16 protein-coding genes, 2 tRNA genes and 1 pseudogene are annotated in these 25525 nt (G+C 40.3%); 12 read left to right on the plus strand and 7 right to left on the minus strand.

Annotated features, from left to right (window positions below):
- Positions 1 to 33: 33 nt before the first annotated feature.
- The 3 genes from HBL79_RS05160 to orn form a co-directional block, all read right to left on the minus strand.
- Positions 34 to 109, minus strand: a tRNA-Gly gene (locus tag HBL79_RS05160).
- 15 nt (positions 110 to 124) lie between these two features.
- Positions 125 to 200, minus strand: a tRNA-Gly gene (locus HBL79_RS05165).
- Between the two features lie 138 nt (positions 201 to 338).
- On the minus strand, positions 339 to 887 hold the full coding sequence (orn, locus tag HBL79_RS05170) for an oligoribonuclease (RefSeq protein WP_035684723.1): 549 nt from the start codon (positions 885 to 887) through the stop codon (positions 339 to 341).
- A 71-nt stretch (positions 888 to 958) separates the two neighbouring features.
- On the opposite strand from orn, the gene rsgA reads away from it, so the two are divergent.
- The 8 genes from rsgA to HBL79_RS05210 all read left to right on the plus strand — a co-directional run bounded on the left by rsgA (position 959) and on the right by HBL79_RS05210 (position 13401).
- Positions 959 to 2017, plus strand: a complete 1059-nt coding sequence (rsgA, locus tag HBL79_RS05175; RefSeq protein ID WP_035684717.1) for a small ribosomal subunit biogenesis GTPase RsgA — start codon at positions 959 to 961, stop codon at positions 2015 to 2017.
- A 222-nt stretch (positions 2018 to 2239) separates the two neighbouring features.
- A complete protein-coding gene (ptsH, locus tag HBL79_RS05180) occupies positions 2240 to 2497 on the plus strand; it encodes a phosphocarrier protein Hpr (RefSeq protein WP_017807274.1) in 258 nt (85 codons plus the stop codon).
- A gap of 97 nt (positions 2498 to 2594) precedes the next feature.
- Positions 2595 to 4322 carry a phosphoenolpyruvate-protein phosphotransferase PtsI gene (ptsI, locus tag HBL79_RS05185; protein WP_035684716.1) on the plus strand — a complete coding sequence of 576 codons (1728 nt, stop codon included), beginning with the start codon at positions 2595 to 2597 and terminating at the stop codon, positions 4320 to 4322.
- Positions 4323 to 4384: 62 nt separating this feature from the next.
- A complete protein-coding gene (crr, locus tag HBL79_RS05190; protein WP_017807272.1) occupies positions 4385 to 4885 on the plus strand; it encodes a PTS glucose transporter subunit IIA in 501 nt (166 codons plus the stop codon).
- 324 nt (positions 4886 to 5209) lie between these two features.
- Positions 5210 to 7873: a pyruvate dehydrogenase (acetyl-transferring), homodimeric type gene (aceE, locus tag HBL79_RS05195; protein ID WP_035684715.1), complete on the plus strand. Its 2664-nt coding sequence runs from the start codon at positions 5210 to 5212 to the stop codon at positions 7871 to 7873.
- Between the two features lie 51 nt (positions 7874 to 7924).
- Positions 7925 to 9823 carry a pyruvate dehydrogenase complex dihydrolipoyllysine-residue acetyltransferase gene (gene aceF, locus HBL79_RS05200; RefSeq protein WP_035684713.1) on the plus strand — a complete coding sequence of 633 codons (1899 nt, stop codon included), beginning with the start codon at positions 7925 to 7927 and terminating at the stop codon, positions 9821 to 9823.
- An 86-nt stretch (positions 9824 to 9909) separates the two neighbouring features.
- On the plus strand, positions 9910 to 11334 hold the full coding sequence (lpdA, locus tag HBL79_RS05205; protein ID WP_035684710.1) for a dihydrolipoyl dehydrogenase: 1425 nt from the start codon (positions 9910 to 9912) through the stop codon (positions 11332 to 11334).
- Positions 11335 to 11631: 297 nt separating this feature from the next.
- The gene (locus HBL79_RS05210; RefSeq protein ID WP_046097395.1) at positions 11632 to 13401 is read left to right on the plus strand and encodes an autotransporter outer membrane beta-barrel domain-containing protein; all 1770 of its coding nucleotides are present in this window, start codon (positions 11632 to 11634) and stop codon (positions 13399 to 13401) included.
- A gap of 84 nt (positions 13402 to 13485) precedes the next feature.
- Here the strand turns inward: HBL79_RS05210 and tdeA are convergent, their stop codons facing one another.
- The 3 genes and pseudogenes from tdeA to HBL79_RS05225 form a co-directional block, all read right to left on the minus strand.
- Positions 13486 to 14859 carry a toxin/drug exporter TdeA gene (gene tdeA, locus HBL79_RS05215; RefSeq protein WP_035684706.1) on the minus strand — a complete coding sequence of 458 codons (1374 nt, stop codon included), beginning with the start codon at positions 14857 to 14859 and terminating at the stop codon, positions 13486 to 13488.
- A gap of 96 nt (positions 14860 to 14955) precedes the next feature.
- Positions 14956 to 16890 (minus strand): MacB family efflux pump subunit, encoded by a 1935-nt coding sequence (locus HBL79_RS05220; protein WP_035684704.1) that lies wholly within the window; start codon positions 16888 to 16890, stop codon positions 14956 to 14958.
- A 17-nt stretch (positions 16891 to 16907) separates the two neighbouring features.
- Positions 16908 to 18074, minus strand: a pseudogene (locus HBL79_RS05225) (efflux RND transporter periplasmic adaptor subunit).
- 227 nt (positions 18075 to 18301) lie between these two features.
- Here HBL79_RS05225 and glnS point away from each other — a divergent pair.
- Positions 18302 to 19960: a glutamine--tRNA ligase gene (glnS, locus tag HBL79_RS05230; RefSeq protein ID WP_035684700.1), complete on the plus strand. Its 1659-nt coding sequence runs from the start codon at positions 18302 to 18304 to the stop codon at positions 19958 to 19960.
- Positions 19961 to 20032: 72 nt separating this feature from the next.
- Positions 20033 to 20473, plus strand: a complete 441-nt coding sequence (locus HBL79_RS05235; protein ID WP_035684698.1) for a YcgN family cysteine cluster protein — start codon at positions 20033 to 20035, stop codon at positions 20471 to 20473.
- 40 nt (positions 20474 to 20513) lie between these two features.
- Here HBL79_RS05235 and HBL79_RS05240 read toward each other — a convergent pair whose 3' ends face one another.
- Positions 20514 to 20900 carry a DUF805 domain-containing protein gene (locus HBL79_RS05240; RefSeq protein ID WP_035684697.1) on the minus strand — a complete coding sequence of 129 codons (387 nt, stop codon included), beginning with the start codon at positions 20898 to 20900 and terminating at the stop codon, positions 20514 to 20516.
- A gap of 200 nt (positions 20901 to 21100) precedes the next feature.
- Between HBL79_RS05240 and malQ the strand changes: the two genes are divergently transcribed.
- Both malQ and glgB read left to right on the plus strand, forming a co-directional pair.
- A complete protein-coding gene (gene malQ / locus HBL79_RS05245; RefSeq protein WP_035684688.1) occupies positions 21101 to 23236 on the plus strand; it encodes a 4-alpha-glucanotransferase in 2136 nt (711 codons plus the stop codon).
- Positions 23237 to 23245: 9 nt separating this feature from the next.
- Positions 23246 to 25525, plus strand: coding sequence for a 1,4-alpha-glucan branching protein GlgB (gene glgB, locus HBL79_RS05250; RefSeq protein ID WP_035684686.1), 2280 nt, complete (start codon positions 23246 to 23248; stop codon positions 25523 to 25525).

Consider the following 25525-nt stretch of genomic DNA (forward strand, 5'->3'; position numbering starts at 1 on the left):
ATTTAAGTTCATTAGAATAATATAGATATACTTTGGAGCGGGAAACGAGGCTCGAACTCGCGACCCCAACCATGGCAAGGTTGTGCTCTACCAACTGAGCTATTCCCGCAAGAGATAAGATATTTGGAGCGGGAAACGAGGCTCGAACTCGCGACCCCGACCTTGGCAAGGTCGTGCTCTACCAACTGAGCTATTCCCGCATATTTTGTAAAGAACGAGGCGTATTATACGAAAAATTTTTTATCTCGCAAGGGGAAGAATAAAAAAATAATTCACTTGCTTGGTTTTTGATCAGAAAGCCGCTATCCTCCGCTTTTTTATGGAGGATAGGGGGGAGGTTAAGGGGCTTTGATGAAATGTTCTCTATAATAGGCAAGCTCAGCGATAGATTCGCGAATATCATCTAATGCGAGATGCGTATTTTTTTTGCTGAAGTTGTTGAGGATTTCAGGACTCCAACGGGAGGCAAGTTCCTTTAATGTGCTGACATCAAGATAGCGGTAGTGGAAATATTCCGCTAAATCAGGCATATATTTAAACAAGAAGCGTTTATCCTGTGCTACGCTGTTGCCACAAATTGGCGATGCCCCTTTAGGAACCCATTTTTTAAGGAAATCAAGGGTTTGCAATTCCGCGGCACGTTCGTTGAGTTTGCTTTGTTTCACCCGTTCAATCAAGCCATTTTCGCGGTGAGTTTTTTTACACCAATCGCTCATTTTTGCGAGCAAGCTGTCGGGTTGGTGAATGGCAAGCACTGGGCCTTCGGCAAGGATATTGAGATCTTTATCGGTTACAATGGTAGCAATTTCAATGATTCGTTCTTTTTCGGGATCTAACCCCGTCATTTCTAAATCAATCCAAATAAGATTTTGTTTATCTAACTGCATAAGTTATCCTATAATTTGTGTTAATTTTGAATATTTTAACTGAAAACTAACCGCACTTTAAGGATTTATCGTTGAGCAAACAGAAATTAACCCACAATCAACAGCGTCGAATTAAATCAAATAATGTGAGAGCCTTGCAACGCCATAAACTCAAAATGAAAAAAGAAATTGAATGGCAAGATGAGATGCTTGGTCCAACACAAGAGGGAACGGTCGTTACGCGTTATTCTGTCCACTCCGATGTGGAAGACGAGCAAGGACAAATTTATCGTTGTAATTTACGCCGTACGTTATCTAATTTAGTCGTGGGCGATAAGGTCATTTGGCGAAAAGGTAATGAGCAATTACAAGGGGTTAGCGGAGTGATTGAAGCTATTCATCCGCGTAAAAATGAAATTACTCGTCCTGATTATTACGATGGTTTGAAAGTGATTGCGGCGAATATTGACCGAATTATTATTGTGTCAGCGGTTGTGCCAGAGCTTTCGTTGAACATTATTGATCGCTATTTGGTGGTTTGTGAAAATGCCAATATTCCCGCGGTGATTTTATTGAATAAAGTGGATTTATTGTCCGAAGAACAGCGTCAGCAGGTTGAAACGCAGTTGAAAATTTATCAAGACATTGGCTATCAAACGATGATGATTTCTGCCAAAACGGGAAAACATATGCAGGATCTGACCGCACTTTTATCATCGGGAACCTCTATTTTTGTTGGGCAGTCTGGGGTTGGGAAATCCAGTTTGATTAACGCGATTTTGCCTGAAGTGAATGCACAAGTGGGCGAGGTGAGCGAGCTGTCGGGGCTAGGCAAACATACAACCACGTCATCACGGCTTTATCATTTGCCACAAGGTGGAGATTTAATTGATTCACCTGGTATTCGTGAACTTGGTTTGTGGCATTTAAATGCGAATCAAATTACGAAAGGTTATCGTGAGTTTCAATACTTTTTAGGGACTTGCAAATTTAGAGATTGTAAACATTTGAATGATCCTGGATGTGCTTTGAAAGAAGCTGTTGAAAAGGGCAAAATTCATCCAATTCGCTTTAATAATTATCATAATTTAATTGAAAGCTTGTCTAATATTAAAGGAAATAGGCGCTTCGTTATTCAAGATAATGGTTAAATAAAGGTTAATGATCGCATAAAAAAACGTCGTCTTGGGCTATTTTTTGTGATTTAGTTCAAATTTTATATTGATTAGGGTTGATTATTCTCTCGTTAAGTTTAATACTACGTCGAGATTTATTTTGAATAATGAAATAAATACAAAAATTAAGCAATATTGTAATGTGTTTAATTTTAAAATGACACTTATATAAAAACAATTTATCAAGAGGATTTTACTATGTATTCAAAAGATGTTGAAATTACTGCTCCAAATGGTCTACATACTCGTCCAGCGGCACAGTTTGTAAAAGAGGCAAAAGCATTTGCTTCAGATATTACAGTAACTTCTGGTGGAAAAAGTGCAAGTGCGAAAAGCCTTTTCAAATTACAAACTCTAGGTTTAACTCAAGGTACAGTGATCACAATTTCTGCTGAAGGTGAAGATGAGCAAAAAGCAGTAGATCACCTAGTTGCGTTGATTCCTACATTAGAATAATTTGAATTTAGCCACAGATATTTGCTGATATAGCCTATTTGTGGCTATTCTTTTATTTAATGTACTTCGTATTTATTTTTTAGTTCGGAAGGTTATTATGATTTCAGGTATTCCAGCGTCCCCCGGTATCGTATTTGGTAAAGCTCTTGTTTTAAAAGAGGAAAAAATTGTTCTTGATACCCAAAAAATTCAAGATGATCAAATTGAAGCGGAAGTTGAACGTTTCTATGCTGGTAGAAATGCCGCAGTAGAGCAACTTACTGCGATTAAAGATCGGGCTTATGCTTCGTTAGGTGAAGAAAAAGCAGCAATCTTTGAAGGTCATCTAATGATTTTAGAAGATGAAGAGTTGGAAGAGGAAATCATTGATTATCTTCGTTCAAATAAAGTGAATGCAGGCGTTGCGGCGAGTACCATTATTGCTCAACAAGTGGCAATGCTATCAGAAATTGATGATGAATACCTAAAAGAACGTGCGGGAGATATTCAAGATATTGGGAATCGTTTGATAAAAAATATTTTAGGTATGAAGATCGTTGATCTTGGTGAGATTAATGAAGAAGCAATTTTAGTTGCCTATGATTTAACTCCTTCAGAAACTGCACAGCTAAATCTTGATAAAGTATTAGGTTTTATTACTGATATTGGTGGACGCACTTCACATACTTCCATTATGGCTCGTTCTTTAGAGCTTCCTGCAATTGTTGGAACGAACACGGTTACCCAACAAGTCAATACGGGAGATTTCTTAATTCTTGATGCAGTGAATAATCAGGTCTATATCAATCCAACACAGGAAGAAATTGATCGTTTAAGAAAACTAGAGCAACAATTGAAAGAGGAAAAAGAAGAGTTAGCGAAATTAAAAGATTTACCTGCCTTAACATTAGATGGGCACCGTGTCGATGTGGTGGCGAATATTGGGACAATCCGAGATATAGATGGTGCAGAGCGTAATGGTGCCGAAGGGGTAGGACTATATCGTACCGAATTTCTCTTTATGGATCGTGATCAGCTTCCGACAGAAGAAGAACAATTTATTGCTTATAAAGAAGTAGTTGAAGCGATGAATGGCCGCTTAGTGGTATTAAGAACAATGGATATTGGTGGCGATAAAGAGTTACCTTACTTAAATCTTCCAAAAGAAATGAATCCATTCTTAGGTTGGCGTGCAATTCGTATTGCATTAGATCGTAAAGAAATTTTACACGCTCAATTAAGAGCGGTATTAAGAGCATCGGCTTTCGGTAAATTGGCTGTAATGTTCCCAATGATTATTTCTGTGGAAGAAATTCGAGCATTAAAAGCAGAAATTGCTTTATTGAAAGAACAATTACGCAATGAAGGAAAAGCGTTTGATGAAAATATTCAAATTGGTGTAATGGTAGAAACGCCATCAGCCGCAGTGAATGCGAAATTCTTAGCGAAAGAAGTGGACTTCTTTAGTATTGGTACAAATGACTTAACCCAATATACTTTAGCGGTAGATCGTGGTAATGAATTAATTTCTCACCTTTATAATCCAATGACACCATCTGTGCTTAACTTAATTAAGCAAGTAATTGATGCTTCACACGCTGAAGGGAAGTGGACAGGAATGTGTGGAGAACTTGCTGGTGATGAAAAAGCGACATTATTATTACTTGGTATGGGATTAGATGAATTTAGTATGAGTGCGATTTCTGTACCTAGAATTAAGAAATTAATTCGTAATGTAAATTATCAGGATGCAAAAGTACTGGCTGATGCTGCTTTGGAACAACCAACAGCAGCAGATATTGAAAGATTGGTAACCGATTTTTTAGTGGAAAAAGCGTTAAACTAAATACCAATTATTCAGATTTTGGGATAGAATAGCTCAACTATCTATCTAGTAGGAGACTAAAAATGGGTTTTTTTGATAAATTATTTGGTTCAAAAAATAGTAAAACAGTTGAAGTAGAAATATACGCACCGCTTTCTGGTGAGATTGTAAATATTGAAGATGTGCCTGATGTTGTTTTCTCTGAAAAAATAGTAGGTGATGGAGTTGCCATTCGCCCGACAGGTAATAAGCTTGTAGCTCCTGTTGATGGTGTGGTAGGGAAAATCTTTGAAACAAATCACGCATTCTCAATGGAATCAGAAGATGGTGTTGAATTATTCGTACACTTCGGTATTGATACTGTTGAACTTAAAGGGGAAGGCTTTATTCGCGTTGCTGACGAAGGTCAAAAAGTAAAGCGTGGTGATACCATCATTGAGCTTGATTTAGAAGTATTAGAATCTAAAGCTAAATCAGTACTTACTCCAGTAGTGATATCAAATATGGATGAGATTAGCCATATTGAGAAGAAGACGGGGGAAGTGATTGCGGGCGAATCTATTATACTTATTCTAAAAAAATAGAAACTCTAGTACGGAAAACCCATTTATTGATATAAATGGGTTTTTTCTTATCTTACACAAATAATACTAATATTGACTATTTTATTTTTAAACAAGGAGTTATTGAGTACTTTTATTGTAATTGATCCTGATATTTCATTCCTAATTTTCCAAAATTTTTAAATTTCAACAAAACTCATATATTTTATTAATTTTGTTAATTATTTGTAAACTCCTTTTAATAGTTGTAGAATAGGCAGGTTATAAGTATTTAATTATCTATTCGTTGTTTAGCTTTCCTAAGAGACTAAACTTAACTTTAACTTGATAAATAAGGAAAAGACTATGTCAGAAATGTTAACAAATGACGTAGATCCGATCGAAACCAATGATTGGTTATTAGCGATCGACTCAGTAATTCGTGAAGAAGGCGTTGAAAGAGCACAGTTTATTATCGAGCAATTAATGCAACACGCTCGAGCTAATTCTGTTTCTTTACCAACAGGGGTAACAACGGATTATATTAATACTATCCCTACTTCAGAAGAGCCAAATTATCCAGGAAATTTAGATTTAGAACGCCGTATTCGTGGTGCGATTCGTTGGAATGCGATTATGATGGTATTACGAGCATCTAAAAAAGATTTAGAGCTTGGTGGACATATGTCTTCATTCCAATCTTCAGCAACCATTTATGAAGTTTGCTTTAACCATTTCTTTAAAGCACGTACAGAAAAAAATGGTGGAGATTTAGTTTTCTTCCAAGGTCATATTTCTCCGGGGATTTATGCCCGTGCATTCTTAGAAGGACGTTTAACAGAAGAGCAACTTGACAACTTCCGCCAAGAAGTTCACGGCAAAGGGCTTTCTTCTTATCCGCACCCTAAACTAATGCCTGAATTCTGGCAATTCCCAACCGTATCTATGGGATTAGGTCCATTGAATGCCATTTATCAAGCACGTTTCTTAAAATACTTACATCATCGTGGCTTGAAAGACACCGCTGACCAAACCGTTTACGCTTTCTTAGGCGATGGCGAAATGGACGAAGTGGAATCTCGTGGTGGACTTGCGTTTGCAGCGCGTGAGAAATTAGATAACTTAGTTTTCGTGATCAACTGTAACTTACAACGCTTAGACGGTCCAGTAACAGGTAACGGTAAAATCATTCAAGAATTAGAAGCTCAATTCAACGGCTGTGGTTGGGAAGTGATTAAAGTGATTTGGGGGCGTCGTTGGGATCGTTTATTACAACGTGATACCTCAGGCAAATTATTGCAATTAATGATGGAAGTGGTTGATGGTGACTATCAAACCTTTAAATCTAAAGATGGTGCTTACGTTCGCAAACACTTCTTCGGTCGTTATCCTGAAACTGAAGCTTTAGTGGCAGAAATGACAGATGATGAAATCTGGGCATTAAACCGTGGCGGCCACGATCCATTAAAAGTTTTTGCTGCATTCAATAAAGCAAAACAAGTTAAAGATAAACCTGTCGTGTTATTAGTGAAAACCGTAAAAGGCTACGGTATGGGTGAGTCAGCCGAAGGTAAAAATATCGCACACCAAGTGAAGAAAATGGATATGTCGGGTGTTAAACACGTTCGTGACCGTTTCAATATCGCTGTGTCTGATGAAGATATTGAGAAACTGCCTTACATTAAATTTGAAGAAGGTTCTGAAGAATACAAATATCTTCACGAACGCCGTCAAGCATTAAATGGTTATGTGCCAACTCGTTCACCACGTTTTAGCCAAGCACTTGAAGTGCCAGCACTAGAAGAGTTTGCACAACTATTTGAAGCACAATCTCGTCCGATTTCAACCACAATGGCGTTTGTGCGTTCATTAAATGTATTACTGAAAAATAAATCTGTTGGTAAACACATTGTGCCAATTTTGGCTGATGAAGCACGTACTTTCGGTATGGAAGGTTTATTCCGTCAAATCGGTATTTATAATCCACACGGTCAAAACTACACCCCACAAGATCGCGAGCAAGTGGCTTATTATCGTGAAGCTATTGATGGTCAAGTGTTACAAGAAGGGATCAACGAACAAGGGGCAACTGCGTCTTGGATCGCGGCGGCCACTTCATACAGCACAAACGATGTACCAATGATCCCATTCTTTGTGTACTACTCAATGTTTGGTTTCCAACGTGTTGGGGATTTAATGTGGTTGGCTGGCGACCAACGTGCGCGTGGCTTTATGATTGGCGGAACTTCAGGTCGTACAACCTTAAATGGTGAAGGGTTACAACACGAAGATGGTCATAGCCATATTCAATCCGCAGTGATTCCAAATTGTATCTCTTACGATCCTGCATTCGCGTTTGAAGTGCCTGTTATTATCCAAGACGGTATTCGCCGTATGTATGGCCCAGAGCAAGAAGACGTGTATTACTACATCACCACCTTGAACGAAACCTATGACCAGCCAGCAATGCCGAAAGGGGCTGAAGAAGGTATCCGCAAAGGTATTTATAAATTTGAAACCGTAACCGGTCAAGGTAAAGGCAAAGTTCAGCTGTTAGGTTCTGGTGCAATTTTACGCCACGTTCGTGAAGCGGCACAATTATTAGCGAATGACTTTGGTGTAACCTCAGATGTGTACAGTGTGCCGTCATTTACTGAAGTGGCACGCAATGGAGCAGATGTAGAACGTTGGAATTTACTGCACCCAGAAGCGGAAGCAAGAACGCCGTACATTGCTCAAGTAATGAATGATGCACCAGCGGTAGCTGCAACAGATTACATCAGACTTTATGCGGAACAAGTGCGTGCTTATGTGCCAGCACAAAGCTATCGCGTTTTAGGTACTGACGGTTTCGGTCGCTCAGATAGCCGCGAAAACTTACGCGAACACTTTGAAGTAAATGCACATTATGTTGTGGTTGCAGCCTTAGCTGAGCTAGTTAAACAAGGTATCTTTGACAAGAAAGTGGTTGCAGATGCGATTGCAAAATATGGCATTGATGCAGATAAAATTAACCCACTTTACGCATAATTAACATCGCTCCCCTTACTTTGGTTGGGGGAGTTTTGAGGAAAAAAGAAAATGGCTAAAGAAATTCAAATTCCAGATATTGGTGGCGATGAAGTAACCGTTACCGAAGTGATGGTAAAAGCTGGTGATACGGTTGAAGTTGATCAATCCGTAATTAATGTTGAAGGTGATAAAGCATCAATGGAAGTGCCTTCACCAGAAGCTGGTGTAATTAAAGAAGTATTAGTAAAAGTTGGCGATAAAGTTTCAACTGGTACGCCAATGTTTATTTTAGAAAGTGCTGATTCAGCACCAGCTTCTGCTCCCGCAGTGGAAGAAAAAGCCGCTCCAGCTTCAACGGCCCCAACGCAAAGTGCGGTCAGTTCTGTCATCGAAATTCACGTTCCGGATATTGGCGGCGATGAAGTAAATGTAACCGAAATCTTGGTAAACGTAGGCGATAGCGTTGCAGAAGAGCAATCTATTCTGAACGTAGAGGGCGATAAAGCCTCAATGGAAGTGCCAGCACCAGTTGCGGGCGTGGTAAAAGAAATTCTTATCAAAGTAGGTGATAAAGTTTCAACAGGTTCATTAGTAATGAAATTTGAAACCACTGCCGCAACGCCAGCAGCTCAACCAGCGGCTGAAGCACCAGCAGCACCTGCTGCAGTATCTGGTAGTGTACAAGATGTTCACGTTCCAGATATTGGCGGTGATGAAGTAAACGTAACTGAAATTATGGTTGCTGTGGGCGATAGCGTTTCTGAAGAGCAATCATTAATCACTGTTGAAGGCGACAAAGCCTCAATGGAAGTCCCTGCACCATTTGCCGGTGTAGTAAAAGAAATCTTAGTGAAATCAGGGGATAAGGTTTCAACTGGTTCATTAATTATGCGTTTTGAAGTAGCAGGTTCAGCACCTGCAGCAGCCCCAGCGGCTCAACCAGCAGCGACACCTGCACAAACTCAAGCGGCGGCACCAGTACAATCAGCTCAGCCTGCTAACCAAGCAGAAGTTACAGCAAGTGCAAGTTTCGCACACGCAACCCCAGTGGTTCGCCGTTTAGCCCGTGAGTTTGGGGTGAACCTAGACAAAGTGAAAGGAACAGGCCGTAAAGGTCGTATCCTGAAAGAAGACGTTCAAGCCTATGTAAAAGCCGCAGTGAAAGCCGTTGAAAGTGATTCTGTGTCTGCAACTGCTTCAACAGGGGCTGCAAATGGTGCAGGTTTAGGCTTACTCCCTTGGCCGAAAGTGGACTTCAGCAAATTCGGTGAAGTAGAACAAGTTGAATTAGGCCGTATCCAAAAAATCTCTGGTGCGAACTTACACCGTAACTGGGTAATGATCCCGCACGTTACACAATGGGATAAAGCAGACATCACAGATTTAGAGCAATTCCGTAAAGAGCAAAACGTGCTTGCGGAAAAACAAAAACTTGATGTAAAAATCACCCCACTTGTGTTCATTATGAAAGCGGTAGCGAAAGCCTTAGAAGCTTATCCACGCTTTAATAGCTCCTTATCTGAAGATGCACAAAGCTTGATCTTGAAAAAATACATCAATATTGGCGTAGCGGTAGATACACCAAACGGCTTAGTTGTACCTGTATTTAAAGATGTAAACAAAAAAGGCATCATCGAGCTTTCACGTGAATTAGCCGAAATCTCGAAAAAAGCGCGTGCAGGTAAATTAACTGCATCTGATATGCAAGGTGGTTGTTTTACCATTTCAAGCCTAGGCGGTATTGGTGGTACACAATTTACCCCAATCGTGAATGCGCCAGAAGTGGCCATTTTAGGTGTGTCTAAATCTGAAATGACACCAGTATGGAACGGTAAAGAATTTACTCCACGCTTAATGTTACCATTATCGCTCTCTTACGATCACCGCGTGATCGATGGAGCAGATGGTGCAAGATTTATCACCTTCATCAATGGCGTATTAAGCGACCTTCGCCGTTTAGTAATGTAATTTCCTTAGCGTTTCTCATTGATAATGGGAAACGCTGTTTAGTTAAAGTGCGGTGTAAAAATCGCAACAATTTAACGAGGTAAAAAATGAATAAAGAGATTAAAACACAAGTTGTTGTACTTGGTGCAGGCCCAGCAGGTTATTCTGCGGCATTCCGTTGTGCGGACTTAGGCTTGGATACCGTTATCGTTGAACGTTATTCAACCCTTGGTGGGGTGTGCTTAAACGTGGGTTGTATCCCATCTAAAGCCTTATTACACGTTGCCAAAGTTATTGAAGAAGCAAAATCTTTAGCAGAACACGGTATCGTGTTTGGCGAACCACAAACTGACATTGACAAAATCCGTGGTTGGAAAGAAAAAGTAATCAACCAATTAACCGGCGGTTTAGCGGGAATGGCAAAAATGCGTAAAGTGCAAGTGGTAAACGGTTACGGTAAATTCTCAGGCCCTAACACCATTATCGTTGCAGGTGATGAAGGCGAAACCACCATTCATTTTGATAATGCTATTATCGCAGCAGGTTCACGTCCAATTCAATTGCCATTTATCCCACACGAAGATCCACGCATTTGGGATTCAACAGACGCACTGAAATTAAAAGAAGTGCCGAAAAACCTATTAATTATGGGCGGTGGTATTATCGGTCTTGAAATGGGTACGGTATATCACGCACTTGGTTCTAACATTGACGTAGTAGAAATGTTTGATCAAGTGATCCCAGCAGCGGATAAAGATATTGTTCAAATCTACACAAAACGTATCGAGAAAAAATTCAACTTACTACTTGAAACTAAAGTAACCGCAGTTGAAGCGAAAGAAGACGGTATTTATGTCTCAATGGAAGGCAAAGCAGCGAACGAAACACGCCGTTATGACGCAGTGCTTGTGGCGATCGGTCGTACACCAAATGGTAAATTGATTGATGCCAATGTGGCTGGCGTAGAAGTGGACGATCGCGGCTTTATCCATACAGATAAACAAATGCGTACTAATGTGCCGCACATCTTTGCAATCGGCGATATTGTAGGGCAACCGATGCTTGCTCACAAAGGCGTACACGAAGGCCACGTTGCAGCAGAAGTTATCGCAGGGCAAAAACACTATTTCGATCCGAAAGTGATTCCATCAATCGCATATACTGAGCCAGAAGTGGCTTGGGTGGGTAAGACTGAGAAAGAATGTAAAGCTGAGGGCATTAACTACGAAGTAGCGAAATTCCCTTGGGCGGCTTCAGGTCGTGCTATCGCCTCTGACTGTGCTGACGGTTTAACCAAATTAATTTTCGATAAAGATACTCACCGCATTATCGGTGGAGCGATTGTGGGTACAAATGGCGGTGAATTATTAGGTGAAATCGGTCTTGCGATCGAAATGGGCTGTGATGCTGAAGATCTTGCCTTAACCATTCACGCTCACCCAACCTTACACGAATCTGTAGGCTTAGCCGCAGAAGTGTTCGAAGGTTCAATCACGGATTTACCAAATCCGAAAGCGAAAAAGAAAAAATAATTTCTTAGTAAAATGTTTGAAGCTTTTGAATATGAAGGCTTCAAACTATCTTCTAGCTCTTATACACAATTTCACCTTATAAAAGATAATTAAACTCCCTTATTAGTATTTAAGTAATATTTTGTACTATCTAATTAATCCCCCCTAATTTTAGAAATTATTTAATGTAAGCCATATGAATGCTTATAACCGAAAAAGAATATAGCTTTTTCAAGTTAACTTAATTAGAATGTCCGCCAATTTTAATTTAGTATTGCACTAATTATAATTAATTATTTAGGTTTAGTGGGGTTTACTATGAAAACATTTAATTTAAATCTGGTATCGATAAGTTTGGGAATTGCTTTTACAGTAACTTCTATAAATAGCTTTTCGGCAGCAGCAAACCCTTTGTATGCTGTAAATAGTACAGGAAGTCATTCTAGTTCACTTAATGGAAGTGTAAATGGAGGAACTTCGGCTTTTTTATATGATAATGGTGATAAATCATTCAATAAATTGATGATCGTAGACAAATTGCAGCAGGGTGCTGAATCTCAGGATCGTAAAGATTTTGAAACAACGTATGGTATTCAGTTTGAGTGGTTTGAACATGATGGCTCTTTAACTGAAGAAGGGAAAAAACATATATATCAAGCTGAAAATGGAACTTTTAAATCAGAAGTTCATCTGACAAAAGAAGAAAAAGTCAAGTTTTCAGCTCAAAAGGGAAGTACAGCAGATTCTCAGCCGACATCAAATAATTCAGAGGCGACTGTTCACCCTAAAGAATCATCGTCTATTATATCAAATAATTCTCAACCTGAAGCAGAAGGTAAATCAGGAGAAATCATACCTACACCAAGCGAGAAAATTGAAACAAAAGAGAGGGTAGAAGATGCATCATCTCATACTGAGTTACCTAAAATGGGGTCTGCCACTGTTATTCCAGCTACACCAACACTTAAAATGACTGAAGCAAGGGATACGACAGAAAAAGCTAAGCCAGTTATGGAAATAAAAGCAGAACAAAATTTAGCATCTGCAACATCTGCATTTAGTGGGACTCTATCTGATTTAAGTCAAACTACACGAGCTATGGCAACGTCATTTTTTAATAATACAGCAGTAGTACAAGATCAGTCAGCGATGGTGAGAAATAATGCTCAGTATTTTGTTTCATATAGACATTATTTTGTAGAACCTATAGGCATAGATAAGAGTGATCTTCGCCGTCAACCTAGCGAGATGAATGTAACAACACCTAATGTAAATACGTATGTTGATTATGCTTATCATCATTACACATTAAAAAATAAGAATTTTCACAGCAAGATTCATCGAAATGATATTACCTTAGGTGGTTATGCTCAAATTAATGGTTATAACTTGGGGTTAGCCATGATAAGCATGAAAGGAAATTCAACGACTTTAAATAACTATACACTAGCCTCAAAAGTGAAGATGAGAACGAATGGCTTACTGGCTACATTCGGTTGGGCATTTGATAAAAGTTATCTAAATTTAGGAGCTTATGCAGTATTTAGTAAAGTCAATACTAGTCGATCGCCTTTTGGTAATTCAGAACAGCATGCCTCCTTTAATACTCAACAATATGCGTTAGATATTGTTTATGGACGATCTTTGTATCAAACTGAAAATAGCTCTATTTTGTTGAATGGTGGTTTAACAAATGTCTATTATCATCAAGATAGTTTCAATGAGCAGACTGATTCTCAAAATGCCACCCCTTATTCACTACAAGTGGACTCATCAGCATATTTCAATTCTTTTGCTCATCTTGGAATGCAAGCTTCTTATCAAACTTATATTTCTAGTTTCACTACACGTTCTGATATAGCATTAAGAGTAGAGCAAGCGTTGACTGCGAATAGGTTTGATTTAAAGCTACAAGATGGAACAACAATAACAGGTTCTAAAAATGATAAGTTTACTGTTCGATTATCAGTAGGTCAGACATTTATCTTTGATAAAGTTAGCATTAGAGTTGGAGCTGAATTTATTGAAGGAAATAGAACGAACGCCCGCTTAGATACAGTATCAGCAACACTTTCATATCGCTTCTAATAACGTTTGCTATATAAATAAAGTGTGGCAGAAAATTCAAATAAATTTTTTGCCGCACTTTATTTTTAAGAATTATTTATCTTATCACTGTTCAACAGAGTAATACCCACCCATCGCACTATACACGGCATTTTCGCTTTGAATGAGGTTATATTTGGCATTCAAAATGGAAAGCTCAGAGTTGCGTTCTGTACTGGCAGCATTTAGCCATTCTCTTAGTTCAGAGATTCCTGCATCGTAGCGGTTTTTGTAGTATTGCGTGATGCGTTTATTATAGTCATAAGTTTGTTTTAAGTTTTCAAAACTTTGATTGGCTTGGTTATAAATGAAATAGTTAGTATCTATGTCATTAAGAGCTTTAGTAATGCTTTGTTCAAAGTTTACTAAAGCTAAATCGTAAGCAGATTCAGAAATTTTGACGTTCCATTTCACTGCATTCCAATTAAGGAATGGCAGGCTGATGCCGACTGTTCCACCAGCGATTGGCGTATTAAAGGCGTTATCAATTTTGTTTCCACTAGAGCCTAAACTTCCGCCCAAAGTGATGCTTGGAAACCAGCTTTTTTGCATTGCTTTAGCATCTTTGAAAGCACTGTTTAAGCGATATTGATAGCCTTTTACATCTGGGCGATTTGCAATGGCAGAAAGGGGAACATTAAGGTTTATGCCCACATTTTTCACATTCAAAATATGCGGATAGGTTGCGGGTAAGCTATCATTTGGTTTTAAATTCAATAGGTTACGCAATGTGGCTTCTGCGGTTTTCTTTTGCGTTTGATAGTTGATCAAGGTATTGTGAGCGGTTAAAACGGCTTGCTGAGCTTGGTCAGAACTGGCACGATCCGCCACCCCTTGACGGAATTTATTTTGCATAATGCGGTTAATTTCGGAATAGTAATTGATGGTTTTATTCACGGTGCTAATCGCATCATTTAAGTAACCAAGTTGATAGTAGGTTAAGATCACAGAGTTAATCAATGAAATGCGAGCCGCTTCTAAATCTTGCTCGCTTGCTGCGTGTCGCCATTCAGCGGCAGAAGAGGCATCAGCCAAACGACGCCACAAATCCAGAGTATAGCTGACATTTAATGAGCCACCGTGGCTGATGGTGGAGTTTCCACCCGTGTTAATATTTTTACTGGCTGAGGAAGAAAGCGAGCCACTGAAACTTGGCACTAAATTCGCTCCGATTAAATTCGCATTATAAAGTGCGGTATTTACGGCTATGGCTGCTTTGGCTAAATCTTTATTGTTTTCAAGGGCTTGTTGAACTAGCTGGTTAAGTTGTGGATCGTGATATAATGTCCACCAATTTTCTTGAATATTGTATTGCTTGGTTAATTCTTCATATTGTTGAAAATCTTGCTGTGAGGTTTTATAGGAATCATCAAGATTTGCACAGCCTGCCAATAACACAGACAAGCCAATAGCAAGTGAAAGTTTAGATTGTTTTAACATCATTTTTTCCTTATTAAATAAAAATAGTATGCAAACAAAGTGCGGTGTTTTTTCCGAGTTTTTGTATTGCGTGATTGTTGAAATTTTATCAAAAAACTATTCCTGAGCTAAAGCAATAATTGGATTTAATTGCGAAGCATTTTTGGCTGGCATATAACCAAAAATTACGCCAATTAAGCTTGAGCAGAGCAGGGCGGCGACAATGGAAAAGGTGGAAAAAATCATTGTGAAGTCTTGCACAAAAAGATTAAACACCATTCCGATTAAGAGTGATAACAGGACGCCCGTACTGCCGCCGATTAAGCAAATCAGCACCGCCTCAATTAAAAATTGTTGCAAAATATTGAATTGTCTTGCCCCGATCGCCATTCGCACGCCAATTTCTTTAGTGCGTTCTGTAACTGAAACTAACATAATATTCATTACGCCAATGCCGCCCACTATAAGAGAAATCAACGCGATAGAGGAAATCAGCAATTTCATTGTATTAGTAGTGCTTTCAATAGTTTGCTTGATCGTATCCGTATTCATCACAAAAAAATCTTTTTTGCCGTGGCGTACGGTAAGCAAATTGGTTAAATCTTTTTCCGCCACTTTGGAATTAATTTCATCGCGAATTTTTACCGTAATGGAACTAATTTTCTGGTTGCCTGAAATTTTATTCATCGCGGTGGTGTAGGGAATGTAAATATTCAAGCTGGAGCTGTTCATTCCAAAATTATTACTCTTCGCAACGCCAATGACACGCAGCGGTTTTTTGTTCATCATTAAAATTTTGCCGAGCGGGTTTTGATGATTGAACACATCTTTCAAGGTATTTTCATCAATCACTGCCACTTGTTCGCTGGTTTTCACTTCATCGGCAGTAAAAAAACGCCCTTGTGCGAGAGCCAGCCCTTTCACGTTAAAAAACTGTTCGCCAACGCCCCGCACTTGTGCGGAAAAACTTTGACTACCATAGGTTAGAGTGCCACTGACGGAACTATTGGGCGTAACGCTATCAATATAGCTTTGCTTGGCTAAAATATTGGCATCGCTCACGGTGAGATTTTGATTTTTCGCCGCTCGCCGATCACCAAAGCCCGTGCCATTGTAAATGTCCATCGTATTTGTGCCAATGGCATTGATATTACTGAGAATTTTTTGTTGCGAACCATTTCCCAATGCCACTACGCAAACCACAGAAGTAATACCAATAATAATCCCTAACATTGTTAGCAAAGAACGCAATTTATGTGCCACAATGGCATTAATGGACATTTTGAAAGATTCGACAAATTGATCGCGATAAAACTGCAAGGGATTTTTACGAGATTGCACGCTAACGGCTTGCTTTTCGCTAATTTGCTCGGCTTTACGGCGATCTTCAATAATTTCTCCGTCTTTAATTTCAATGATGCGATTGGCGAAATTTGCCACATTTTTGTCGTGGGTAACGAGAATAATGGTGTGCCCCTCGCTATGTAGCTGGGTGAGAATTTCCATTACCGTCTCGCCACTTTTGCTATCCAACGCCCCTGTGGGTTCATCGGCAAGAATGATTTCCCCGCCATTCATCAAAGCGCGGGCAATACTCACGCGTTGTTGTTGCCCGCCTGAAAGTTGGTTTGGTTTATTTTCTAAGCGATCGCTCAGCCCCAATTTTTCCAACAGGCTTTTTGCTCTGGCAAGGCGGGTAGGCTGATCAATGCCCGCATAAATGGCAGGCAAGGCGACATTTTCCACCGCACTGAGGGTAGAAAGTAGGTTATAGCGTTGAAAAATAAAGCCAAATTTTTTCTGGCGTAAATCAGAAAGGGCATCACGATCAAGCTGACTGACTTCTTGCCCTGCGATTTGATAAGAACCCGAGGTTGCCGTATCTAAACAACCAATAATATTCATTAGGGTAGATTTGCCCGAGCCTGACTGCCCAATAATGGCGATAAAATCCCCTTTTTGAATGTTGAGATTAATATTTTTCAGCACCTGTGTGCGGTTTTCGCCCTCGCCGAAAAACTTATTGATGTGCGTTAATTCAATAATATTCATAAAAAAACCACCGCACTTTATAAAATCCGAGGGCCGCGGAAGTTGTTTCCGACTTTTTCGTCGCTGCTTACTTGCGAGGAAATCACTTTTTCCCCTTCGTTTAAGCCACTAAGAATTTGCGTGTTCATTTCATCATTTAACCCCGTAACAACGGCACGTTTTTCAACTTTATTGTTTTCTGTCAAGAGATTAACAAAGGTTTCTTTTCCCTCTTTGTGTAACGTAATGGTAGGAACAAGCAAGGTGTTTTCTTCGTCCGCAATGATAATGGTATTTTGCGTAGTCATACCAATTCGCAAATGATTATCAGGGTTATCAACTAACACATTGGCATAATAATACACTGCACTGGTGTCAGAAACGCTTTCGGAATATTCATTATCCGTCAGCGTGGTTACCGCAGGATCAACAGAATAAATGGTGGAATGATACACCTTATCAGGATCAGAAAGGGTGGTAAATTCCACTTTCATTCCCGCTTTCACTTTGGTGATGTCGCCCTCTGAAATTTCAGGCTTGATTAAAATCTTAGTTAAATCCGCCACTTGAACAATGGTTGGAGTGGTTTGATTAGCATTGACCGTTTGCCCCTCCGAAACGGGGATTGAAATCACTGTGCCATCAAGGGGCTAAAGAATTTTGGTATATTCCAAATTAGTTTTTGCCGTATCTACTTGAATTTTAGCCCGTTGAATATAAGCCTCAATTTCTGAAATCGCGGCTTTAGCTGCGGATAAATTATTTTTTGCCGCGTTTAATTCATCTAACGAGGTGGATTTATTGGTGTACAATTTTGATAAACGATCATAAGAAGATTTTGCTACATTGTAAGCCACCTGTTTGGCTTCTAACTGGGCTTGATAGGATTTCAGTTCCGCTTGGGCTGAATTGAGCGTATTCACCTGATTTTTTGAATCAATTTCGGCGATGAGATCGCCTTGTTTAATTTTTTGCCCGAGCACAACGTGGATTTTTTCAATTTTTCCCGAGGCTTGCGCCCCCACCTGAACCCGATTATACGCCCGCACTGTGCCTGCGGTGATCACCGATTGCTTGATATTACCGCGATGAACGGTTTCGGTTAAATAAGTGATGTCAGCTTGGTCGCGATGAGCAAAATAACGATAACCACCAAAGGCAACAAGCCCGCTAATCAGCACGGTAAAAATTAATTTTTTACGCATAAAAACTCCGAAATACAATAATTGCTTAGCCTGAGGATTATAGTTGATATCAGCTTAAAAATTCCTTAAGGAAAAAACTTTTATAGTGAATGAACGTTCGTTCATTTTGGTGCGGGGATTGTATCATTTATCCACCGAAAAGCAACCGCACTTTTGTATTCTCTGTTTAAACAAGGTAGAATAGGCGACAATTTTTTTACAAAAATAGAGAAGAATTTGAGGTCAAAATGAGCCATACGACAGAAACCGAACATCAACCAACCAATTTTATTCGTCATATTATTGACGAAGATCTTGAAGCGGGTAAGGTAAATCACGTTTACACCCGCTTTCCGCCTGAGCCAAACGGCTATTTACACATCGGACACGCCAAATCCATTTGCTTAAATTTCGGCATTGCGGAAGATTATAAAGGGCTGTGCAATTTACGTTTTGATGACACCAATCCCGTTAAAGAAGATGTGGAATATGTGGATTCCATCAAACAAGATGTAGAGTGGTTAGGTTTCCACTGGGAGGGCAAAGCACGCTATGCTTCTGATTATTTTGACGCACTTTATGGCTATGCCATTGAATTAATTGAAAAAGGCTTGGCTTATGTGGACGAGCTTTCCCCAGAGCAAATGCGTGAATATCGTGGCACATTGACCGAGCCAGGAAAAAATAGCCCATATCGTGATCGTAGCGTGGAAGAAAATCTCGCTTTATTTGAAAAAATGAAAAATGGTGAATTTGCCGAAGGAAAAGCAAGCTTGCGTGCCAAAATTGATATGGCATCGCCATTTATGGTAATGCGTGATCCTGTGTTATACCGCATTAAATTTGCCGAACATCACAACACAGGCAATAAATGGTGCATTTATCCAATGTACGATTTCACCCATTGTATTTCCGATGCCATTGAGGGCATTACGCATTCATTATGTACCTTGGAATTCCAAGATAACCGCCGTTTATACGATTGGGTGCTTGAGCATATTTCCATTAAACGCCCATTGCCACATCAGTATGAATTTTCACGTTTGAACTTGGAATATACGCTCACGTCTAAACGTAAATTGTTGAAATTAGTGGAAGATGAAGTGGTTGATGGTTGGAATGACCCGCGTATGCCAACCATTTCTGGCTTACGCCGTCGTGGCTACACACCCGCGTCAATTCGTGAATTTTGCCGTCGCATTGGGGTAACCAAGCAAGATAACGTGGTGGAGTTCAGTGCGTTAGAATCTTGTATCCGTGATGATCTTAACCAAAATGCACCGCGTGCAATGGCAGTGATTAATCCATTAAAAATCGTGATTGAAAACTTTGACGGGCAAGAAATGCTCACCGCACCAAATCACCCAAATCGTGAAGAGCTAGGGCATCGCCAACTGCCATTCACGAAAGAAATTTATATCGACCAAGCGGATTTCCGTGAAGAAGCGAACAAACAGTACAAACGCCTTGTACTCGGCAAAGAAGTGCGGTTGCGTAACGCTTATGTGATCAAAGCGGAGCGTGTGGAAAAAGATGCTGAGGGCAACATCACCACCGTTTATTGTACTTATGATCCTGAAACCTTAGGTAAAAATCCAGCGGACGGACGCAAAGTGAAAGGCGTGATTCATTGGGTATCGGCAACGGATAACGTGCCTGCGGAATTTCGTTTGTACGACAAATTATTCACCGTGCCAAACCCAAGTGCGGCAGAAGAGCTTTACGAAGTGTTAAATCCAAATTCATTGATCGTAAAACACGGCTTCGCAGAAAAAAGCCTTGCTAACGCCAAAGAAGAACAAGCATATCAGTTTGAACGTGAAGGCTATTTCTGTGCTGATAGCAAAGACAGCCACCCTGAACACCTGATTTTCAACTTAACCGTAAGTTTGAAAGAAGGGTTCTAATTCTTTTCTAAACAATAAGTGCGGTGAAAAATTGAGAAAATTTTTACCGCACTTTTTTATTGAATAATAACAATGCAATTAGAAAAAAACTTTTGGCAGCATAAATCGCTGTTAGAAATGAATGAAGCAGAATGGGAAGCCCTGTGCGATGGTTGCGGTAAATGCTGTTATCGTAAATTTATTGAAGGGCGAGGGCGGCGGAAAAAGTTATATTTTACTCGTATTGCCTGCAATTTATTAGATTTAGAAACAGGAAAGTGCGGTAATTATTCGCAACGTTTTCAGCTTGAAGCCGATTGTACCAAACTTACCAAAAAGAATTTGCCTGATTTCCATTGGCTTCCTAATACTTGTGCTTACCGCTTGCTATACGAAAATAAACCGCTGTTTGATTGGCATCCGTTAATTTCTGGCGATCCCAATAGCGTGAAGCTCGCACATATTCCCATTGAAAACGGCATTCACGAAAAAGACGTGATTGATTGGTTTGAGTTTGTGATTGATGATGAGTAAAGATAAATAAAAAAGTGCGGTAATTTTTACCGCACTTTTTCTATATAATGAATTTAGCGTGAGTGAGTTGCTCATTCACTGGATTTTTAGGATCTTCGCCAAAGCGGTTTTTACCTTGTGTTCCGTCTAAACAAGCAAATACGACTAGCACAATAAAACCGATTACAGGAATGATGCCAATTAATAACCACCAGCCAGAGCGATCGATATCATGCAATCGTCTTACTCTCACTGCCAAAGAAGGGATTAAGGTTGCAAGTCCATAAATACCACTAAATCCGAAATCGTTATTAAGCAAAACAAAATCGAGCATACCTAAAATTACATACAATAAAAAATCAACCGCCACAAACCACCAAAATTCTTTACGTCTTGCGCGCCCATTAAATTGCGCATAGTTTTTTAGTACATACAAATACCAGTTCATTTTTACCCTTTAATTACTCACAAAAAGTTTCATTATTTTAGAAATTGGAAATATCTCTGTCAATTAGCAATCTTTTGTCTTTAAAAGAAAAAATCTTTATTTGACAAAGATCACGAATTTAAAGGAAACCGTTTGCTTTTAACCAACGCATTTGTAGAATAAAGTTAATTCTCCAGTTTTTATGGTTGTTGGGAACGCAAATGGATATGACGACACAAATTCAATCAAGGGCAGAGGAGTTAGGCATTCAGTTTTCCCATTATGATATTGAGGGGCGGTTGATTTATGCTAACCCTGATAGTTTGGCGTATTTTACTGAGCTACTCAGCCAAACGCCTTATCAAAATGCACATCATCGAGATAATCAGAATAACCATCAGAGTAAAAGTGCGGTGCGATTTGATGACGTTTTTTTAGCGCAGGAAAATGAGCCGATAAGCTATCCTGTTGAACGTTTAAATTTGCCAAGTCCGCCCCAAGCCATAAAACACGCCGTATTATTGAATGAACAACATCAACCTTTAGTCTCAATTTCGCTTTCTGAACCTTATCTTTCGCTTCCTTCTCTTCCTTTTGGTTATTATCTTTTACAGCTCGCCACTGCCGAAAAAACTTATCACATTCGCTTACTGGTTTACTCAAAAACGGCGTATCAAGCTGAAATTTTGCAACAGCAAAAAGTGTGGGGCTTGAATGTGCAACTTTATAGTTTGCGGTCGGCTCGAAATTGGGGGATTGGGGATTTCGCTGATCTTGCCTATTTAGTGGAGCAAGGCGGGCGTTATGGGGCGGAATTTATCGGCATTAATCCATTGCACGCAATGTATTCTGCCGTGCCTGAATGGGCAAGTCCTTACAGTGCCAATTCAAGGCGTTACCTAAATTGGCTGTACTTAGCCATTGACGAGCTGCCTGAATATAAATTGTGTAAATCCGTGCAAAATTGGCTGAAGCAAGCGGAGGTTCAAGAGAAAATTTCGGCTTTACGCCAAAATGAGCAAGTAAATTATGCAGAAATTCTGTCCTTAAAATTGACTGCACTTGAAAAATTATATGCCTATTTTCAGCGTAGCCGTGCGGCGAAAATGCAAGCCCGGCAGAAAGCTTTTAAGGATTTTGTCCAACAGCAGGGTAAGGGCTTGTTATACCAAGGTTTATTTGAAGTTTTAGATCAGCAAGCCACACATCAACACAAGGAAGACGAACAGCATATTGGTTGGCTCGGTTGGCAAAAATATCAACAACTTAATGATAAGCAACGAGATAAATTAGTTCGTCAGCATAAAGAAAATGTAATGTTTTATTGCTGGCTACAATGGCTCACCCACGAACAGCTTAATGGCGTGCAAAAATTATGTCGTCATAAAGGAATGTCGCTAGGCATTTATGGCGATTTAGCGGTGAGCAGTTCAAGAGGCAGCGCCGATGTGTGGGCAGATCCTGATTTATATTGCATTCAGGCTTCTGTCGGCGCACCGCCCGATCCTTTAGGGCCAGTGGGGCAAAATTGGAATATTCCGCCTTATAACCCGACTGAGTTGAAAGCTCGAGGTTTCCAACCGTTTATTGAATTATTGCGTGCCAATATGCAACATTTTGGCGTGTTGCGTATCGATCATATTATGGGGCTGTTCCGTTTATGGCTCATTCCGCCAGAAAAAACCGCAGCCGATGGGCTTTATGTGCATTACCCTTTCGCTGAATTAATGGCAATTTTAGCCATTGAAAGCCAGCAAAATCAATGTCTTATCGTGGGTGAGGATTTAGGCACTGTGCCTGATGAAGTGCGGTGGAAATTGAACGAATTTCAGATTTTTTCTTATTTTGTGCTGTATTTTGAAAAACAGGGTTTGCATTATCCTGATAAAAAGACCTTTCCACAAAATGCTTTTGCCACTATCGGCACGCACGATGTTCCCTCACTCGCGAGTTTTTGGCATTGCCGTGATTTAGCCCATTTTGCTCAGCTCAGCATATTGGCAGGCGAGGGGCTAAAACAAAAATACGATCAGCGGTTATTAGATAAACAAGCCCTATTAAACAGCTTGCACCGCGATCAATATTTACCCGACAATTACTGGGGCGATGCCCTCACAATGGCAATGCACCAAAACTTAATGCGGGTGATCCACCTTTATTTAGCAGAAAGCCAAACCAAGCTCATTGGCGTTCAACTGGAAAATTTAATTGAACAGGAAATTTCCTTCAATCTTCCTGGCACATCAATGGAATATCCAAATTGGCGTATGAAATTAGCCCGAACCATTGAGGACATTTTTTCTGATGAAAATATCACCGCACTTTTAACTGAAATTAACCAAGCACGTCAGCGATAAGAGGTTTATATGAATACATTGCTTCCACAACAAGCCATTAATGCCTTTTTCAACGGCACGCATTCCGATCCCTTTTCTGTGCTGGGTATGCACGAAACAGAAAAGGGCATTGAAGTTCGCGTATTATTGCCTGATGCCAATCAGGTTAAGGTGCTGGATAAAGAAAATCCAAGCAAGGTTTATCCCTTAGATTGCCTTGATGAACGTGGCTTTTTTGCGGGTATCATTCCAAACACACACAGTTTTTTTGCTTATCAATTAGAAGTCTATTGGGGTAATGAGCCACAGATTTTAGAAGATCCGTACCGTTTTCACCCAATGATTCAAGAGCTGGATAATTGGCTGTTGGCGGAAGGTTCGCATTTACGCCCTTATGAAATTTTAGGCGCACACTTTATGCAATGCGAAGGCGTATCAGGCGTGAATTTTCGCTTATGGGCACCGAATGCGAAGCGGGTTTCGGTGGTGGGGGATTTCAACTATTGGGACGGTCGCCGCCACCCAATGCGTTTTCATTCCTCAAGTGGCATTTGGGAGCTGTTTATCCCTAAAGTGGCACTGGGGCAGTTGTATAAATTTGAATTATTGGATTGTAACGATCAGCTCCGTTTGAAAGCCGACCCTTATGCCTTTAGCTCACAGCTTCGTCCTGATACGGCTTCGCAAATTAGCCCATTGCCGAATGTGGTGGAAATGACGGAAAAACGTCGCAAAGCCAACCAGTTTGATCAACCGATTTCCATTTATGAAGTGCATTTAGGCTCTTGGCGGCGAAATCTCGCGAACAATTTTTGGTTAGATTACGATGAAATCGCTGATGAGCTGATCCCTTATGTGAAAGAAATGGGTTTCACCCATATTGAATTTTTGCCGTTGTCAGAATTTCCTTTTGACGGCTCTTGGGGTTATCAACCTATCGGGCTTTATTCCCCAACTAGCCGTTTCGGCACAGCGGAGGGCTTTAAACGTTTAATCGAGAAAGCTCACGAGGCGGGAATTAATGTGATTTTAGATTGGGTTCCAGGGCATTTCCCAAGTGATACCCACGGTTTGGCAGCCTTTGACGGCACGGCGTTATATGAGTATGCCGATCCGAAAGAGGGCTATCATCAAGATTGGAACACGTTGATTTATAACTACGGTCGTTATGAAGTTAAAAACTTCTTATCTGGCAATGCGTTATATTGGCTAGAACGCTTTGGTTTAGACGGCTTGCGTGTGGACGCGGTGGCATCAATGATTTACCGTGATTACAGCCGCGCAGACGGCGAGTGGATTCCAAATCAATATGGCGGTCGGGAAAATTTAGAGGCGATCGAATTTTTAAAACACACCAATTATGTATTGGGAACAGAAAATGCGGGGGCGATCACCATTGCGGAAGAATCCACTTCTTTTGCGGGCGTTACGCACCCACCGCAAGATGGCGGGCTAGGTTTCCACTTCAAATGGAATATGGGGTGGATGAACGACACCCTTGCCTATATGAAAAGAGATCCGATTTATCGCCAACATCACCACAGCCAAATGACCTTTGGAATGATGTATCAATACAGCGAAAATTTCGTGCTTCCTCTTTCGCACGATGAAGTGGTACACGGCAAAGGCTCACTTATCGGAAAAATGCCTGGTGATGCGTGGCAAAAATTTGCCAACCTACGGGCGTATTATGGCTATATGTGGGGCTATCCAGGGAAAAAATTGCTCTTTATGGGTAATGAATTTGCTCAGGGGCGAGAATGGAACTATCAAGAAAGCCTTGATTGGTTTTTGCTCGATGAAAATATCGGCGGAGGCTGGCATAAAGGCGTGCAAAAATTTGTGCAAGATTTGAACCGCACTTATCAAACGCACCCCGCTTTATACGAGTTGGATTATGATCCTGCAGGCTTTGATTGGCTGGTAGTGGACGACTATCAAAACTCCGTCTTTGTATTTGAACGTTGTAGCCGTGGGGGCGAACGACTTATTGTGGTAAGCAACTTCACCCCAGTGCCTCGCTATAATTATCGTTTTGGCGTGAACGAAGCAGGGGAGTATGAAGAAATTCTTAATTCTGATTCGGCATTTTATCAAGGCTCAAATTTAGGTAATCAAGGCGTGGTGGTGAGTGAAGCCATCGCGAGCCACGATAAAGCCCAATCCATTTCCATTACCATTCCGCCACTGGCAACCTTGTATTTGAAATGGAAGAAACCCGCAAAAGCGGAAAAAACGCACAAGCCTCAAAGCACAAAAGACAAAGGGGTTAAAGCTGCCAAAGGGCAAAGAACAAATAAAAGAAAATAG

This window comes from Avibacterium paragallinarum, from assembly GCF_011765605.1.
GTDB classification, from domain to species: Bacteria; Pseudomonadota; Gammaproteobacteria; order Enterobacterales; family Pasteurellaceae; genus Avibacterium; species Avibacterium paragallinarum.

Coding starts and splice junctions, on each gene's coding strand:
- orn (WP_035684723.1), bottom strand. CDS start 887: ATGCAGTTAGATAAACAAAATCTTATTTGGATTGATTTAGAAATGACG.
- ptsH (WP_017807274.1), top strand. CDS start 2,240: ATGTATTCAAAAGATGTTGAAATTACTGCTCCAAATGGTCTACATACT.
- ptsI (WP_035684716.1), top strand. CDS start 2,595: ATGATTTCAGGTATTCCAGCGTCCCCCGGTATCGTATTTGGTAAAGCT.
- crr (WP_017807272.1), top strand. CDS start 4,385: ATGGGTTTTTTTGATAAATTATTTGGTTCAAAAAATAGTAAAACAGTT.
- aceE (WP_035684715.1), top strand. CDS start 5,210: ATGTCAGAAATGTTAACAAATGACGTAGATCCGATCGAAACCAATGAT.
- aceF (WP_035684713.1), top strand. CDS start 7,925: ATGGCTAAAGAAATTCAAATTCCAGATATTGGTGGCGATGAAGTAACC.
- lpdA (WP_035684710.1), top strand. CDS start 9,910: ATGAATAAAGAGATTAAAACACAAGTTGTTGTACTTGGTGCAGGCCCA.
- HBL79_RS05210 (WP_046097395.1), top strand. CDS start 11,632: ATGAAAACATTTAATTTAAATCTGGTATCGATAAGTTTGGGAATTGCT.
- tdeA (WP_035684706.1), bottom strand. CDS start 14,859: ATGTTAAAACAATCTAAACTTTCACTTGCTATTGGCTTGTCTGTGTTA.
- HBL79_RS05220 (WP_035684704.1), bottom strand. CDS start 16,890: ATGAATATTATTGAATTAACGCACATCAATAAGTTTTTCGGCGAGGGC.
- glnS (WP_035684700.1), top strand. CDS start 18,302: ATGAGCCATACGACAGAAACCGAACATCAACCAACCAATTTTATTCGT.
- HBL79_RS05235 (WP_035684698.1), top strand. CDS start 20,033: ATGCAATTAGAAAAAAACTTTTGGCAGCATAAATCGCTGTTAGAAATG.
- HBL79_RS05240 (WP_035684697.1), bottom strand. CDS start 20,900: ATGAACTGGTATTTGTATGTACTAAAAAACTATGCGCAATTTAATGGG.
- malQ (WP_035684688.1), top strand. CDS start 21,101: ATGGATATGACGACACAAATTCAATCAAGGGCAGAGGAGTTAGGCATT.
- glgB (WP_035684686.1), top strand. CDS start 23,246: ATGAATACATTGCTTCCACAACAAGCCATTAATGCCTTTTTCAACGGC.